The sequence below is a fragment of the Streptomyces griseoflavus genome (genome assembly GCF_014649995.1).
GTDB classification, from domain to species: domain Bacteria; phylum Actinomycetota; class Actinomycetes; order Streptomycetales; family Streptomycetaceae; genus Streptomyces; species Streptomyces griseoflavus.
Map to the genome: position 1 here is coordinate 364013 of NZ_BMUC01000004.1, position 16299 is coordinate 380311.

Sequence of the window (16299 nt, forward strand, 5' to 3'; positions counted from 1 at the left end):
TCCGGTGCGGACCGCGGGCGTTCAGTCCCCCACGGTCCGCACCGGCAGGTCCCGCAGCGCCTCGCGCAGCGCCGACGCCAGCTGCTCGTACTCCGCCGCCCTCGCCGCGCCCGTGCGCATGGCGAGGGCGATGCGCCGGGTGGGGGCGGGGTCGGTGAAGCAGCCGGTGAGCAGGCGGCTGGAGCGGGTGGTCTCGACGTCGACGGCGGTGCGCGGCAGCAGCGTCACCCCGAGGCCGCCCGCCACCAGCTGGACCAGCGTGGACAGTCCGGCCGCCGTGGTGGTGGCCGCGACACCCGCGCGGCCGGCCTCGCGGCAGATCTCCAGGGCCTGGTCGCGCAGGCAGTGGCCCTCGTCCAGCAGGAGCAGGTTCAGCTCGCGCAGCACCTCGCGGGGTATGCCCCGCCGCCCGCCGAGCCAGTGACCGGGCGGCGTGACCAGCACGAAGTCCTCGTCGAACAGGGGAAGTTCGATCACTCCCGGTACACCGAGGGGCACCGCGAGCAGCAGCAGGTCCAGCCGGCCGCGGGCCAGCCCGTCCAGCAGGCTCGCGGTCTGTTCCTCGTGCACCTGCAGGTCGAGCTGCGGATAGCGGTCGTGCACCAGCCGCAGCACGGTGGGCAGCACGTACGGCGCCACCGTGGGGATCACCCCGAGGCGCAGCACCCCGGTGAAGGGCGCCCGCACCGCGTCGGCCTCCTCCAGCAGCGCCTCGATCTCCGCCAGTACGGCCTTGGCGCGGGGGGCGAGCCGCTCACCGGCCGGCGAGAGCAGCACCTTGCGCGTCGTACGCTCGACGAGCGTGACACCGAGGGTCTCCTCCAAGGCGGCCACGGCTCCCGACAGCGCCGGCTGGCTCGTACCGGTCGCCGCCGCGGCGTCCCGGAAGTGCAGATGCTCCGCCACGGCGGCGAACGCCCGCAGTTGGGCAAGGCTCGGCTGCCTGCGCCCGTTACCCACAGTCACTGATAACTTCCTCCGATCAACACGACCGAGTGTAGCTATTTCACGAATCAATCCAGCCTGTGCCAACATCAACAAGGTCCAACCCATGGGAAATGCCCGCGATCCGGGCGTTTCCTCGCTGCAAGGAGGGCCTGTGCTCACTGTCGGTGACAAGTTCCCCGAGTTCGAACTGACCGCCTGCGTCTCGCTGGAGAAGGGCAAGGAGTTCGAGACGATCAACCACAAGACCTATGAGGGCAAGTGGAAGATCGTGTTCGCGTGGCCCAAGGACTTCACCTTCGTGTGCCCGACCGAGATCGCCGCGTTCGGCAAGCTGAACGAGGAGTTCGCCGACCGGGACGCCCAGATCCTGGGCTTCTCCGGTGACTCGGAGTTCGTCCACCACGCCTGGCGCAAGGACCACGACGACCTGCGCGACCTGCCGTTCCCGATGATGGCGGACTCCAAGCACGAGCTGATGCGCGACCTCGGCATCGAGGGCGAGGACGGCTTCGCCAAGCGCGCGGTGTTCATCGTGGATCAGAACAACGAGATCCAGTTCTCCATGGTGACCGCCGGCTCCGTCGGCCGGAACCCGAAGGAGGTCCTGCGGGTGCTGGACGCCCTGCAGACCGACGAGCTCTGCCCGTGCAACTGGTCCAAGGGCGAGGAGACCCTGGACCCGGTCGCGCTGCTGGCCGGGGAGTGACCTGACATGTCCCTCGACTCCCTGAAGTCCCGTATACCGGACTACGCCAAGGACCTGAAGCTCAACCTGGGCTCGGTCATCGGCAACTCGGACCTGCCGGCCCAGCAGCTGTGGGGCACGGTGCTGTCGACGGCGATCGCCTCGCGCTCGCCGATCGTGCTGCGCGAGCTGGAGCCGGAGGCGAAGGCGAACCTGTCGCCGGAGGCGTACACGGCGGCCAAGGCCGCTGCCGCGGTGATGGCGATGAACAACGTCTTCTACCGCACGCGCCATCTGCTGTCGGACCACGAGTACGGCAACCTGCGTGCCGGTCTGCGGATGAACGTCATCGGCAACCCGGGTGTCGACAAGGTCGACTTCGAGTTCTGGTCCTTCGCGGTGTCCGCGATCAACGGCTGCGGCATGTGCCTCGACTCCCACGAGCAGGTGCTGCGCAAGGCCGGACTGGAGCGCGAGGCGGTCCAGGAGGCGTTCAAGATCGCGGCGGTGATCCAGGCGGTGGCGGCGACGCTCGACGCGGAAGCGGCCCTGGCCGCGCAGTAACCCCGCCCTCACCCAGGGCCCGTCCACACCCCAGTGGCCGGGCCCTTCCCCGTCCCCGGCCAACACCCTCCGCAGGCATCCACCCCGGCCCGCCACCACCCTCCGCGGGCAGCCACGCCGTCCTGCCACCGCTCTCCGCGGGCAGCCACGCCGTCCTGCCGCCGCTCTCCGCGGGCAGTCGTGCCGCAGGGCGGCACGGGTGGGCGCGACGGCACCCCGCGGGCGCCGGGCTGCGCGATCACCCCCCGGCCCGCACCCACGCCGTCGCGCTCCCGGGCACCAGCCGGTTGCGGTCGCGGTTGCGCCCGTCCTCGCCCATCTCCCCAGCCGTACGACTGTCCGCCGGCGCGGCGTGGGGGCGAGGCCCGGGTCAGGACTCGGGCGGGTCGTCCGGGTGGGGCGCCGGGGGCGGTGCCGGAGGAGTTGCCGGCGCGGCCGGGAGCGGAGCGTCCGGGGCGGACATCGCCGTGGCACCCCGCGGCCGGGGCGAACGCAGCACCGCCGCCTCGTGGGAGAAGGCACGGAGGTAGCCGACGACGGTGTTGGTGACCGCGACCAGTGGCACCGCGACCACCGCGCCCCCGATGCCCGCGATCATGCCGCCGGAGGCGACCGCCAGGACCACCGCCAGCGGATGGACCCGCACCGCGCGGCCCAGGATGAACGGCTGGAGGATGTGCCCCTCGATCTGCTGCACCGCCAGCACCACCACCAGCACCATGACGCCCGTGAACACGCCCTGGGTGACCAGCCCGACGACCACGGCCAGCGCTCCCGACACCACGGCGCCCACCAGCGGGATGAACGAGAACAGGAAGATGAAGACGGCGAGCGGCACCGCCATCGGCACGTCCAGGAAGTAGATGCCCAGGCCGATGAAGATCGCGTCGATCAGAGCCACTATCACCGTGCCGCGCACGTACGCCGTCAGCGTCCGCCACGCCACCGGCCCGGCGCCGGCGACTCCCGGACGGGCGGCGGCCGGAACCAGCTTGAGCGACCACTCCCAGATCCGCTTGCCGTCGTAGAGCAGGAACAGCGTCGAGAAGACGGCCAGCAGTATGCCGGTGAGCGCCTCGACGACGACGGTCACGCCCTCCAGGCCGGCCGACGTGATCTGCTCGGTGTTGGCCCCGACCGCCTCCCGCAGGTTCTTGGCGATCTCGTTGATCTGCTTGTCGGTGACGTGGAAGGGGCTGTTCAGCAGCCAGTTGCGCAGTTCGTCGATGCCGTCCTGGATCTGGTCGGAGAGGTGGTCGATGTTCTCCATGACCTGCCAGGTCACGAACCAGCCGATGAGGCCGATGACGACGAACCCGAACAGCGCGGTCAGCGCGGTGGCCGGGCCGCGCGGCACACCGACCCGCGTCAGCCGGGCCACGGTGGGCTGGAGCAGCGCGGTGATCAGCAGGGAGGCCACGAACGCCAGGACGACGAGCTGTACGGCGCTGATGACCCGCATGAGCACCCAGACGGTGCCGGCCAGCACCAGCAGCCGCCAGCCGGCCTCGGCGGCGACCCGGACCCCCCAGGGCACGGCCTGCGCCGGGTCGGGCCGCACCGGGGCGGGCGCGGGGGCGGCGTACTCGGCGGGGAGCGGCGGCTGGTCGGGGCCCGGGCCGCTCTCCCGCGGGGTGGGTTCGTCCTCGGGCCGGAGGTCGCGCGCCACTTCGGCGCGGCGCTGCTCCAGCCGCTTGCTGACCTCGGTCAGTCCGGCTCCGACCCGGCCGAGCCACCCTGGCACTCGCGACATGATCCGTCCTCTTCCCCCGTTTCCCCCCACCACTCCCCCTGGAGTCGTCGGTCAGACCGTACAGGGCGACAGCCCCGCACCGTAGAACGGTGCGGGGCTGTCGCGGGGTCGAGCGGGGCGGGGGCGGCCGGCTCCCGGTACTCCTAGTACCAGTGGTTGGCCTGCCAGAAGTTCCAGGCACCGCAGGGGCTGCCGTAGCGGTTGTCCATGTAGCCGAGTCCCCACTTGATCTGGGTGGCGGGGTTCGTGGCCCAGTCGGCTCCGGCGGAGGACATCTTGGAACCGGGGAGCGCCTGCACCAGACCGTAGGCGTCGGACGTCGGGTTGTCGGCCCGGTAGTTCCAGCTCGACTCGCGCTCCACGATGTTGCTGAAGCACTGGAACTGGTCCGCGGGCACGATCTGCCGGGCCATCGCCTGCACTTCGGCGACCGTGTAGGACGACTGGACGGCGAAGCTGGACGCGTCGCGGGTCGCGGAGCGGCTGGCGGCGGCCTTGGCCTCCGCGCGCTCCTTGGCGTCCTGCTTCGCCTTCTCGGCCGCTTCCTTCTTCTTCGCGACCGCGGTCTCGGCGGCTGCCTTGCGGGCGGCCTCCTCGGCGTCCTTCTTGGCGCTGGCGTCCGCGGCGATGGCCATCGTTTCGGCCTGCTGCGTCAGGGACGCGGTCTGCACCTGTGCCTGCGTGCCCGCGGGGATGTCCGCGAGCAGCGTGGTGCCGCTTGCCGTCGCCTCCACGTCGTTGTTCTGCGCGGTGCTGCCCGAGGCAACACCGACGACGCTTCCGACAGCGGTGACCGCCGTGGCCGAGGCCACTGCGAATCCCCGGACCGAGATCCGGCTCACACGGTTTCCTTCCAGCATCGACCGCTTCGGTGACCCTCGCGGACGCAATCGTGCCCCTGGCACTGACCTCCCCAACTGCGGGTCACGGGAGGCACGGGCCCGGTGGGCAACTCCCACGAGAGGAGCGCCGCGTGGTGCACGGGCGGCATACGACGACGCTATGGAGTTGAACCTGTGTCCTGCTGTGGTCGCTGTACCGCTGGGGGCACGGCTGAGTCGTATGCGGGGCCTGACAGGAATGAGACTCTGCCGTAACCGGACGGCGCGAGGCAATTCTCCGTTGCGTGTGAAAGCTCACATCCCGTTTGGCCCTGGGGATCCTCGGAAAGCCACACGCGCGCCGACGCCGCCCGGCTAGGCTCTTCGCCTTTCCGGACGGCGTCAACTATCGCACATACGACCCTTGTTGGAATCCGCGGGTCAGATCGGACCGTCTTCGAGCATTTCGGTCACAAGGGCGGCGATCTGGGACCTCTCGGACCGGGTCAGCGTGACGTGCGCGAACAGCGGATGCCCCTTCAGCTTCTCGACGACGGCGACCACGCCGTCGTAGCGCCCCACCCGCAGGTTGTCGCGCTGGGCGACATCGTGGGTCAGCACGACCCGCGAATTGGCCCCGATCCGGGACAGAACGGTCAGCAGGACGTTCCGTTCCAGTGACTGCGCCTCGTCCACGATGACGAAGGCGTCGTGCAGCGAACGGCCCCGGATGTGGGTGAGCGGCAGGACTTCGAGCATGCCGCGCGCGGTGACCTCCTCGATGACCTCGCGGCTGGTGACGGCCGAGAGCGTGTCGAAGACCGCCTGAGCCCAGGGGCTCATCTTCTCCGCCTCGGTACCGGGCAGGTAGCCGAGCTCCTGCCCGCCCACCGCGTACAGCGGACGGAAGACCATCACCTTCTGGTGCTGGCGGCGCTCCAGGACGGCCTCGAGGCCCGCGCACAGCGCCAGCGCCGACTTGCCGGTGCCGGCCCGGCCGCCCATGGACACGATGCCGACGTCCGGGTCGAGGAGGAGGTCGAGCGCGATGCGCTGCTCGGCGCTGCGGCCCTTGATGCCGAACACGTCCCGGTCGCCGCGCACCAGCCGGACGTTGCCGTCGGCGGTGACGCGTCCCAGCGCCTTGCCGCGCTCGGACTGGATGGTCAGTCCGGTGTGCACGGGGAGGCCGGACGCCTCGGGCACGTACACGTGCCCTTCCTCGAAGAGGATGTCCACCTGCTCGCCGGGCAGGGTCAGTTCGGACATTCCGGTCCAGCCGGAGGAGTCCGTGATGGCGAGCTCCGCCCGGTACTCCTCGGCGAGGAGCCCGACGGAGGACGCCTTGATCCTGAGCGGGAGGTCCTTCGACACCACGGTGACGTCGAACCCCTCGGCCTGCAGGTTGCGGGCGACCGCGAGGATGCGGGAGTCGTTGTCCCCCAGGCGGTAGCCGCTGGGCAGCACGCCGGGGTCCGAGTGGTTGAGCTCGACCCGCACGGTCCCGCCGAGGTCCCCGGTCGGAATGGGGGCGTCGAGACGGCCGTACCGGACCCGGTAGTCGTCCAGCAGGCGCAGGGCCTGCCGGGCGAAGTAGCCGAGTTCGGGATGGTTCCGCTTGGCCTCCAGTTCCGTCACCACGACGACGGGGAGCACGACCTCGTGCTCGTCGAAGCGGTTCAGGGCGCCTGGGTCGGCCAGCAGGACGCTGGTGTCGAGAACATAGGTGCGCCGGTCGGGCTTGTGGCGCTTTGCGCTGGTCACCACGGAAGGACGTACCCCCTCGGATGAGGTCGGGGAGCGACGGAGCGGAGTTGGACCGGTCGACGGCCCTCCTGCACAGGGGGCCGGGAACCGGCCCTCCGCTGCTTCGTCCGTGCCGTGACCGCACGGTCGGGCTGCTGCAAAAGGGCCTCCCGGGCGGACGGCTCCCGTGCCGTCCGCTGAGATCCGACACCCGTGGTTCGGGCGTCGGCCTGCTTGGCTTATTCCCTCATCGGAGTCCAGCCATGCCACAGCCCGCGACGGCGCGCCGGTGAACAGTGTGTGACCAGCGGTGCGGGGGCGGCGCCGGGGACCGCTCAGCCGCCGTAGCGCCGGTGGCGGGCGGCGTAGTCGCGCAGCGCCCGCAGGAAGTCGACCTTGCGGAAGGCCGGCCAGAAGACCTCGCAGAAGTAGTACTCCGAATGCGCGGTCTGCCAGAGCATGAAACCGGACAGCCGCTGCTCGCCGCTGGTGCGGATGACGAGGTCGGGGTCGGGCTGGGCCCGGGTGTAGAGGTGACGCCCGATCATGTCGACGTCGACGGCCTCGGCGAGCTCCTCCATGGAGGTGCCCTTCTCCTTGGCCTCGACGAGCATGGACCGCACGGCGTCGGCGATCTCCTGGCGACCGCCGTAGCCGATGGCGACGTTGACCACTATGCCGGTGACGTGCGCGGTGGCCGCCTCGGCTTCTTTGAGGGTGGTCTGCATCTCGGAGGGCAGCAGGTCGGGGGTGCCGACGTGGTGGACCCGCCAGCGGCCGTCGGCGGCGAGGGTGCGCACCACGTCCTCGATGATGCCGAGCAGCGGGACGAGTTCTTCCTGGGGCCGGTCGAAGTTGTCCGTCGACAGCAGCCAGAGGGTGACGACCCGGACGTCCGTCTCGCTGCACCAGCCGAGGAACTCCTCGATCTTGTCGGCGCCGGCCCGGTGGCCGTGGACGGTGCTGGAACCCGCGGCCTTCGCCCACCGGCGGTTGCCGTCCATGATGACGCCGATGTGCCCCGGCACCTGAGCGGTGTCCAGGTGGCCTTCCACCCGGCGTGCGTACAGCCTGACCAGCAGGCCGCGCAGCTTGTCGCGCAGGTTCACGTGTTCGTCAGCCCCTCCGTACGGATCGGACAGGCGCGGCACCCCGCCGCGTCGCGCGGCAAGCGGCCCGGTCTCGGCCGCGGGCGGCCCCTGCCCGGATGGCGGTCCCCGAAGGCGAAGCGTACCCCCGCCGGGGCGGGGGTCCCCAACGTCCGGAGTGGTGCGTTTGTCGGCTCTACCGCGCGTACGGCGGCGGTGTACCGGTCACCCGTTGCCGCCGGAACCACTGTCCGGCGGACCCCTGGCTGAGCAGCACGATGACCGCGACGGCGGTGCCGAGCGGCACGATGCCGAGCGGGACGCCCTGCGCGGCCGCGCTGAGGGCGAAGAGGATCTGCACCGAGGCCAGCACGATGGAGGCGACGCGCACGCCGTTGCCGGCCTTGCGGTACTGGAAGGCCAGGACGAACAGGACCAGCGCCATCAGGTACGTGCTGAAGAACCGCCCCGCCTCCTCGGCCCCCACGGTGGCGGCGGTCACGACGGTGAGCAGCACCCCGATCCCGAACGTCGCGAAGATCACGATCTGCGCGGCGCGCACGGAGCCGGGCATGCCCGCGGGCTGGTACGGGTCGTACGGGTACGGCGGGGGGCCACCGGTCCAGCCCTGCGGCTGGGCGCCGGGCGGCGGGTAGGCGCCGGGCCGGGGGTGGGCGCCGGGCTGCCCGTAGGGCGGGGGCTGCTGCCCGTAGGGCGGGGGCTGCTGCCCGTACGGACCGTACGCGGCGGGGGGACCGTACGCGCCGGGCTGCCCGGAGGGCTGTCGCGGTGTCGGCTGCTCGTTCGACATGCCTGGACTCTAGCCAGACACCCTCGGGGAGGGTCACTCCCGGGGCGGCATGAAAAAACGGGCCGGTCCGTGGGGGGAGACGGACCGGCCCGAGGGGGGGTTTCCACCATAACCCTTCGTGAGTGATGTCGCGCGCATTGGCGGGCCACCACTACTCTCCGGAATCGCCCGGCGACGCCCCGAGGGCCCGAAAAGGGGCCCCGCGCGGGTTCCGGCAGGCCGAAACGCGGCCACATCCTGGGGAAATCCGGGAAATGAGGGGACTGTGTGCAGGTTGCGGCGCCGGCGCGCCGCTCCCGGACCGCTCTTCCGGCCATCCCTCTGACGGGTGACCCGGCGGCGGTGTCCGCTTGACCCCGGCGGAGGATTCCCCGCTTCGGGGCCCGCGGGGCCGGGCACCGCGCAGCCCCCTCCACTGCGCGGTACCGCACCGCGCAGCTTTGCTTGCGCGAATTACCTTGGTCCGAACCTACGCGAGTGGGTGGTCCGAAGGCCAGTCGCGGGCGATAACGATGCGGAAACCGGCCCCGTCACCCGTGCGGTTTGCGCAACTCGAACAGGTGACGGCTGCTGTGGGCCACGAACGGGCCTTCCGCCACGATCCGTTCGTGCAGGGCGCGCAGCCGGGGCAGATGGGCCTCGACGGTGAAGCCCGGCACCATCCAGATCACCTTGCGCAGGAAGTGCACGACGGCGGCGATGTCGTGGAACTCCATGCGCAGCCGCTCGGCCCGCACGTCGACGGTCTCGAGTCCGGCGGCCTCGGCCGCGTGCCGCTCGCGGTCCGGATGCCGGGCCTCCCGCTGCTCCCGGGGCTGCGGTCCCAGGAAGAATTCGACCACCTCGTAGCCGCTGGCCGGCCCGACGTGCTGGGCGAAGTACGTGCCGCCGGGGCGCAGCACCCGCGCGATCTCGCTCCAGTGGGCGGTGACGGGGTGCCTGCTGACGACCAGGTCGAAGGCCTCGTCGGCGAACGGCAGGGGCGCGTCCCCGGGCGAGGCGACGACGGCGACACCGCGGGGCGCGAGCAGCGCCGTGGCCCTGGCGGCGTTGGGCGGCCAGCCCTCGGTGGCGACGGTGGGCGCCGGGCGCCGGGCGGCACGGGCCAGGGCGAAGTCCAGCACCTCGCCTCCGCCGGTCTGGACGTCGAGCGCCGAAGCGGCCTCGCCCAGCCGTCCCGCCAGGGCGGTGGCGTACCCCCAGGGGGGCCGGGCCTCGGTGGCCCGCCCCTCGAACCAGGAGAAGTCCCATCCCTCGGTGGGCACGGCGGCGCCTTCGGCGACGAGTTCCGCGAACGTGCGCGTCTGCTGGTCGGACATGAGCCGACGATGCACCAGGGCGCCCCGCACTGTCGCCCGTTTATTCCGTCCGGCCGTCCGTCTTTACCGCCCCTACGGCACCAGGGGGCGGACCTCGCGCGCGACGAAGCGGACGAAGCCCTCGGGGTCGGGCTCGTCGGCGGTCGGCTGGAGGATCACCGAGTCGGCACCGGCCTCGGCCAGCCGCCGGACCGCCGCGGCGACGGCGGGCGCGTCCCCGGCCGCCCCGAGGTCCGCTTCCGGAGCGGCCCCCTCGGCGGCCAGTTCGGCCCGCAGCCGTTCACGGGCGCCGCTTCCGGTGGCGGCGAGCAGGTAGACGACCACCTTGTGGGCGCCACCGGTCCGCCCCGCGGCGGTCCGTCCCTCCTCGATCAGCCGGCGCGCGCGGCGCACACCGTCGGGGGTGGTGCCGGCGGTGAGGACGGTCCCGTCGGCGGCCTCCCCGGTGAGCCGCACGGTACGGGGGCCGACGGCACCGGCCAGCACCTCGACCGGTCCGTCCGGCGGCCAGTCGAGGGCGACGTCGTGGAGCCGCACGTACCGCCCCTCGGTCGTCACCCGTTCCCCGCCCAGCAGGGCGCGCAGCGCGACCAGGTACTCCCGCAGCAGGGTCACCGGCGATGCGGCCCGCGCACCGACCTGGCCCATCCAGTCCTGCACCCCGTGTCCGACCCCGAGGATCGCGCGTCCGGGGAACATCCGGTGCAGGCTCGCGGCCTCCATGGCGGTGACGGCCACGTTGCGCAGTGGCACGGGGAGCAGTCCGATCCCGACCCGTACCCGTTCGGTCCAGGCGAGCGCGGCGGCTCCGGTGGAGATGCCGCCCTCCAGGAAGCAGTCCTCCCACAGCCAGAGTTCCTCGAGTCCGCTGTCGTCCGCGGTCCGCGCGACGGAGCGGAGCCGCTCAGGGGCGAGTTGGGGACGGAAGACAGCGCCGAGTGTCGTCATGGCCTCCTTCCTACCCGTCCCGCCCGTCGGCCGTCACACGGTTTCGAGGGGGTGGTCGGTGACCAGTGCGGTGAGGGTCAGGGGGGCGTCGCCGTCGGAGTGGTTGAGGGAGACGGCGGCCCAGCGGGGGGCCGGGCCGGGCAGCGGGCCCCAGAGGGCCAGGTCGCCGTTGCAGTCCTTGGCGAGGAGGGTGCGGAAGGGCTCCGCGCCGGGAGGGCGGGCCTCCGGGCCGAGCAGGGGCAGGGTCCGGTGCGGGCCCCAGCGGGTGTCCAGTTCCGTGACCAGCGCGGTCAGGTTGGCCTCCGCCGCCGTCTCGGCGTCGGTCCAGGCACGCTCGTACACGCCGGTGAGGGGTTCGCTCTCCCACAGGGGGAACAGCAGGAACCCCTCGCCCCTGGTCGCCGTCCACTCCCCGGTGACCGGCTCCCCCTCGTCGGCCGTGGGGCCGGGGAGGGGGGCGGTGAGGGCGGACTCGATGGCGGACACCGCCCGCCGGGTGTCGTAGGGCTCGCCGGCGCGGGCTGTCACAGGGCGGGCCGGTTCATCGGGCGGGGCAGCGGCTCCAGCGCGCCGCTCTTCCGGAGCGTCTCGTACGCCGCGACGACGGCCGGGGTGTGCCCGGGCGGGGCGACGGTCAGGAGGAGCCCGCCGGTGGGGAGTTCGGCACGTTCGGCGCTCAGGTCGGCGGGGACGCGGGCGGCGCGGCCCGGGGACAGGTAGCCGACCCAGCCGACCGACGGCGTCCCGACCCTGAAGCCGGCCTCCTGCTTCAGGGCGGCGGTGACGGTGCGGTCGCCGACGTCCCCGTAGTCGGGGTCCCACGCCTCCGCCACGGCGGTGAGGAGCGCGGCGTCGGGAGGGCTCGCCCCGTCGGGGGAGGTGATCGTGGCGACGAGCGACTGGAGGAGGCTGTCCGGTGTGCCGCCGGCGAGACCGGCGATCTCGACCTTCCAGCCGGGGGCGGGGGCGTCGGCGAGCAGCCGCAGCGAGGTGCCGTTCGCCGCCGCCCAGGGGTCGGCCTCCCTGGCCGTGCTCAGCGCTCCGAGCAGCGCGGCCTCGTCCGGCCCGACCGTCCCGGCGGGCCCGGACGCCGGCGCGGTACGCCACCGCGCCCCGGCCGGGCCGCCCGCCACCGCGTCGGGGAGCAGCGCGGCGAACCGCTCCAGCGTCGTGCTCCACCGTGCGGCGAGCCGCTCCGCCGACTCCTGACGGGGGCCCCAGAAGCCCCGCACCACGCGTCGCATGTCCCGTCCCTCTCCTGTCGCCCCTCGGCCACGTCCGCTGCCGCGACCCACCTTAGGACGCGACGCGGACCGCCGCCCGGCGCATCTGGCGTCCCGTCAGTCGAACGCCTCCGGCTTCCTCCCGCCGGCGATGTCGGCGGGCCGGGTGTGGACGACCTCGATGTCCAGGCCGGCGTTCTCGAAGGCTTCCCGGGCCGCGTCGGCGACCTCCTTGTTGGAGAAGTGCCACTCGATGCCCTTGCCGTTCGCCGCGCTCACCTGCCGGCGCGCCTCGGTCAGCAGCCGTTCGCTGCCGGAGGGGGTGAGTTCGGTGCGGTCGGAGGACAGGAAGCTGTCGTAGCCGTTCTTGGCCTCCAGGAAGGTCTGGCGGGAGGAGTCCCAGCCGTCGAACTCGACGTCCGGCACGTCGGGGTCCGGGTGCGGGACGACGTACTCGTAGCCGCGCTGGGTGCCGGTGACCTGCTCCTGGTAGCGCAGCCACGACTCGTTGGGCCAGGTGGGAGCGGGGTTGCGGTCGCGGCTCGCCCAGAAGCCGTCGCCGCCGTCCGCGTCGCCGTAGGTGCGGCTGCTCAGGTCGCCGGCCCAGTCCGGCGGGTTGTAGTTGCGGGGGTCCCTGGCGTCGCCGTGCACGGGGTCGGGGTACTGCTTCTTCCTCGTCTGCGCCTCCTGCGCGCGGGCCGGTTCCTCGGCTCGCTTGCGTTCCAGGTAGGCCTGGCGTTCCGCGGCGCGGGCCTCCTCCGCCTGCTGCTTGGCCTCCTCGTCGCAGGTGCCCTCCGCCAGGAGGACGTACGGCCGCTTGGCGAGGGGACCGGCGGCGAGCACGGTGGTGCCGGCGCCGGGACCACCGTCCAGACCGGGGTGCGGGCCGCCGCCGTACGGAGTCCTCGGGGCGGGCGCGGCGATGGTGCAGCCGGTGCGGCGGGCCGTGTCCTCCGCCTCGTCGGCCGCGTCGTCGGCGCGGCGGGCGGCGTCCTCCAGCGCGTCGAGGTCGCCCGCCTCGGCCGCCCGCCGGGCGTCCTGGGCGGCCTCGGTGGCGTCGTCGACGACCCGGCTCAGCCGGCCGAGCGAGCCGATCTTCTCGGCGATCTTGGCTTCGCCGTAGCCGGGGATGAAGAGGGAGCCGACGTTCCAGATGACGGTGGTGACGGCGCGGGTCTCGTTGCCGTTGTCCCACTGCTCGACGACGTCGTCGCCGATGAAGGAGTCGAAGAGGACGGTTCCGCCGGTGCCGAGGGAGGCTCCGCCCCAGTCCCAGATCGCGCCGAAGTAGTCGCCGTCGTCCCACTTCCGGCGGGCGTCGGCCGTGTCGTCCCACCACTCGTCGCCCAGGGAACTGCCGTAGTCCATCAGGCCGTTCCAGGTGTCGACGGGGCTGGTCACCACGTCCCAGATCCCGGTCAGGTCACCCCAGATGCCGTCGACGAACAGACCCGTGCCGACCTGCCCCAGCTGGTCCCCGGCGCAACCGAAGAACGCGCCGAAACCGGAGAAGCAGCCCTCGTCGCCCTCGCCCGCGTCCTCGTCGCCGGCGGTCGGGTCCTCGTACGGCGGCTCGTCGATCTCGTCGGCGGCGGCCACCGGGTCCACGACGGAGGGGTCGCCGGGCGGGGCGCCGGGGGTGTCGCCGGGGCCGGGGGCGGTGCGGCCGGGGTCGTCCGCGCCGCCGCCGGTGGTGCCGCCCGTACCGCCGGTGGTACCGCCCGTACCGCCCGTCGTGTCGCCCGGGCCGCCGGTCGTGCCGCCCGTACCGCCTGTCGTGCCGCCGGTGCCGCCCGTCGTCTCCCCCGGGCCGCCGGTCGTGTCGCCGGTGCCGCCCGTCGTGTTTCCCGCGCCGTCCTCGGCGGTGACCCGGCCGTCGTCGTCGACCCCGGCGCCGGGCGCGGGGCAGGCCGCTCCGGTGACCCGGCACACCTGCGCCTGAACCTCGGTGAGGATCTGCCCGCCCAGTCCGGTGACGACGAGGGCGGCGATGATCGCCGCCACGACGGCGATCAGGCCGGCGTACTCCACGGCCGTCTGGCCGTCGTCCCGGCGCCAGCGGATCATCCGGGGCAGGGAGAAGGCGCGGCGCTCACGCCGGTCGGGCTCGGCGAGCCGGTACCAGTCACGGCTGTCGCGGCGGGTGAGGAGGAACAGGACCAGGAGGGGCAGGAGCAGCTGGATCAGCCCGCGGGCCGACCCGTCGGCGATGGTGGACATCGCGCCCAGCACCAGCCACGCCTGGACGACGACCAGACCGGCCCAGACCGCGGCTCCGCCCCGCCAGGTGCGCCGGGCCAGCCACCAGCCGAGCACACCGGGAGCGGCGGCGTAGGCGACCTGCGCGAGCAGCGCGCCGTCCACCGCGTCGACGGACGCGGCGGTGAGCAGCAGGCCCGCACCACCGAGCACGGTGAACGCGAACAGCGCGTGCACGAGCAGCAGCGCATTGGACAGGGGCCGGGGCATGTCCCGCCGCCCGCCCCCGTGCGCCGGCACGGCTGCCGCCCCTCCCCCGATCCAGGCCATGCCCGCCCCTCCACAACTCCCGCCATTCGAACCGTGTTTGATTCACGGCTCGGCCCGAGGGTAGGGAGGGGCGGTTGTCAGGGCATGGGCCCGTGGGCCCAAAGCAGCACCCAAGCTCCCGCCCGGCGCCGCCCGGCCCGCTGACGCCGTCCGCGTTGTCGGTGACGCGCACTAGGGTCCGTGATCACGTCGGCGCGTGCCGGACGGCGCGGCCGGCACCGACCACCCCTCAGGACGTGGAGCGACACCCCATGGGTTTTGACGTCACCTACGCGGACTTCTCCGCCGAGCCCGCCCGGCTGGCCAACGCCGAGGTCGAACGGAAGCGGACCCGTGCCGCCGGATCGCATCTCGCGCTGGACGCCGGCGGCAGCGTGCGGCTGAACTTCGAAGTGGAGGACCCGGACGACGTACCCCAGGCGACGCTCACCGTCACCGCGCTCGTGTCCAAGCTCGGGGGGTCGCTGGGGTACGCGCCCATGGACGTGCTGCTGCAGGGCGAGCCGCTGGTCGATGATCTCACCGTGCCCGGGGGCGGGGACCTCCCGCAGGACAACGTGTTCGCCGTCCCCGGGCACCTGCTGAAGCCCGGCACCAACACCCTCGAGATACGCACCTCGGACAAGGCCCGCAGCACGCTCCGGCTCTACCGGGTCACCCTGGACCCGGTCCGGGAGCGTGGCCGCTCGGAGCGGGCGCGGACGGCGGAGGCCGCCCGCGACTCGGTGTTCTTCTACCGCACGGAGCGCCGCCTCGCCCACTCCTCCACCGCGACCTGGCAGGCCGCACCCCGGCTGCTGTTCCACATCGACCGGGACGAGCGCTCCCTGCCCGGGCAGCTCGGCTGGCGCACGGCGGACGGAGCCGAGTCCGCCGTCGGTTTCCAGTCCAGCATGTCCGACTTCCACGGCTGTCACCGCGCGGCGGACGGTACGGCGTACGAGTACCGGGGGCGTCTCCTGGACCGTCGGCCGTACGCGGAGGAGACCGCGAACCTCTCCGCGTCCCCCCTGCACCGCTTCCGCACGGAGGAGGGGTGGGGCGGGGGCTGGCACACCTCCCACGAGCTGCGGTTGCTGATCGACGACGGTGCGGCGGCCCCCGTCGAGCGGGTGACCTGGCGCGACCAGCGGGGCAACTCCGGCGTGGTCGTGCTGCACGCGGCCGTCACCGACGTCGCGGTCACCGGCGTGAAGGCGAGCGCCGAGCACAGGGCGGCCCGCGAGGTCGCCGCCAACCTCCTCGACGACCGCCGCACCAAGTGGCTGGCCGGCGACACCACCGCCCGGCTCGACTTCACCCTCGCCCGCCCCGCCGCCGTCGCCTCCTACTCCCTGACGTCGGCGAACGACTTCCCCGACCGCGACCCCCGCGACTGGACGCTGTACGGGTCCGACGACGGCCGGGCCTGGACGCCGCTGGACTCGCGCGCCGGTGAGACCTTCACCGGACGTCACGAGACGAGGGAGTTCCTCCTCCGCGCCGCCACCCCCGCCTGCCGCCACTTCCGTCTCGACATCTCCCGCAACGGCGGTGCGGACGAAACCCAGTTGGCCCAGGTGGCCTTCGCCGAGGCGCCCGCCGGGCAGGCGTTCACCGGCTACTACCAGCGGCACGACGAGGGCCCCATCGGCTACCGCGGCGCCCCCGTCGCCGCCCCCTCCTCCGCCCCGTCCGTCCCTCCCCGCGTCGCCTCGGAGCTGGAGACCGCCGTCGCGAGCCTGGCCGAGACGGCCCGGACCCTCGCCGCCCTGGCGGCACAACTGCGAAAGCACTGACGCCGGAGGGCCTTCCGGAGATACGTTCGCGGGGTCGTCTTCGTGTTCGCCGTGGTGCGTGGTGGCATTGGTCCACCGTGAGGAGG

At 72.9% G+C, this 16299-nt stretch carries 14 protein-coding genes; 3 read left to right on the forward strand and 11 right to left on the reverse strand.

Features of this window, described 5'->3' with window-relative positions:
- Positions 1-21: 21 nt before the first annotated feature.
- The gene (locus tag IE172_RS12565; RefSeq protein ID WP_190097254.1) at positions 22-966 is read right to left on the reverse strand and encodes a LysR substrate-binding domain-containing protein; all 945 of its coding nucleotides are present in this window, start codon (positions 964-966) and stop codon (positions 22-24) included.
- A gap of 133 nt (positions 967-1099) precedes the next feature.
- On the opposite strand from IE172_RS12565, the gene IE172_RS12570 reads away from it, so the two are divergent.
- Positions 1100-1654 (forward strand): peroxiredoxin, encoded by a 555-nt coding sequence (locus IE172_RS12570; RefSeq protein WP_190097255.1) that lies wholly within the window; start codon positions 1100-1102, stop codon positions 1652-1654.
- A 6-nt stretch (positions 1655-1660) separates the two neighbouring features.
- Positions 1661-2197, forward strand: a complete 537-nt coding sequence (locus IE172_RS12575) for an alkyl hydroperoxide reductase (RefSeq protein ID WP_190097256.1) — start codon at positions 1661-1663, stop codon at positions 2195-2197.
- Positions 2198-2567: 370 nt separating this feature from the next.
- On the opposite strand, the gene IE172_RS12580 is transcribed toward IE172_RS12575, so the two are convergent.
- From IE172_RS12580 to IE172_RS12625, 10 genes are all read right to left on the reverse strand, one after another.
- The gene (locus IE172_RS12580) at positions 2568-3950 is read right to left on the reverse strand and encodes an AI-2E family transporter (RefSeq protein ID WP_190097257.1); all 1383 of its coding nucleotides are present in this window, start codon (positions 3948-3950) and stop codon (positions 2568-2570) included.
- 143 nt (positions 3951-4093) lie between these two features.
- The gene (locus tag IE172_RS12585; protein ID WP_431985967.1) at positions 4094-4792 is read right to left on the reverse strand and encodes an aggregation-promoting factor C-terminal-like domain-containing protein; all 699 of its coding nucleotides are present in this window, start codon (positions 4790-4792) and stop codon (positions 4094-4096) included.
- A 420-nt stretch (positions 4793-5212) separates the two neighbouring features.
- Positions 5213-6538, reverse strand: a complete 1326-nt coding sequence (gene phoH2 / locus IE172_RS12590) for an RNA 5'-3' helicase PhoH2 (protein WP_190097259.1) — start codon at positions 6536-6538, stop codon at positions 5213-5215.
- Positions 6539-6852: 314 nt separating this feature from the next.
- Complete coding sequence (locus IE172_RS12595; protein WP_190097260.1) at positions 6853-7626, reverse strand: isoprenyl transferase; 774 nt, start codon at positions 7624-7626, stop codon at positions 6853-6855.
- 175 nt (positions 7627-7801) lie between these two features.
- Entirely contained in the window at positions 7802-8416 is a 615-nt protein-coding gene (locus IE172_RS12600; protein WP_190097261.1) for a hypothetical protein, read from the reverse strand.
- 530 nt (positions 8417-8946) lie between these two features.
- Positions 8947-9735 carry a class I SAM-dependent methyltransferase gene (locus IE172_RS12605; RefSeq protein ID WP_190097262.1) on the reverse strand — a complete coding sequence of 263 codons (789 nt, stop codon included), beginning with the start codon at positions 9733-9735 and terminating at the stop codon, positions 8947-8949.
- Positions 9736-9807: 72 nt separating this feature from the next.
- The gene (locus IE172_RS12610; protein ID WP_190097263.1) at positions 9808-10683 is read right to left on the reverse strand and encodes an LLM class flavin-dependent oxidoreductase; all 876 of its coding nucleotides are present in this window, start codon (positions 10681-10683) and stop codon (positions 9808-9810) included.
- Positions 10684-10716: 33 nt separating this feature from the next.
- Positions 10717-11211 carry a hypothetical protein gene (locus tag IE172_RS12615; protein WP_190097264.1) on the reverse strand — a complete coding sequence of 165 codons (495 nt, stop codon included), beginning with the start codon at positions 11209-11211 and terminating at the stop codon, positions 10717-10719.
- Entirely contained in the window at positions 11208-11927 is a 720-nt protein-coding gene (locus IE172_RS12620) for a hypothetical protein (protein WP_190097265.1), read from the reverse strand. Before IE172_RS12620 ends, IE172_RS12615 begins: the two co-directional genes overlap by 4 nt.
- 96 nt (positions 11928-12023) lie before the next feature.
- The gene (locus IE172_RS12625) at positions 12024-14435 is read right to left on the reverse strand and encodes a Tox-REase-5 domain-containing protein (RefSeq protein WP_190097266.1); all 2412 of its coding nucleotides are present in this window, start codon (positions 14433-14435) and stop codon (positions 12024-12026) included.
- 251 nt (positions 14436-14686) lie between these two features.
- On the opposite strand from IE172_RS12625, the gene IE172_RS12630 reads away from it, so the two are divergent.
- Positions 14687-16213, forward strand: a complete 1527-nt coding sequence (locus tag IE172_RS12630; RefSeq protein ID WP_190097267.1) for a discoidin domain-containing protein — start codon at positions 14687-14689, stop codon at positions 16211-16213.
- Positions 16214-16299 lie beyond the last annotated feature (86 nt).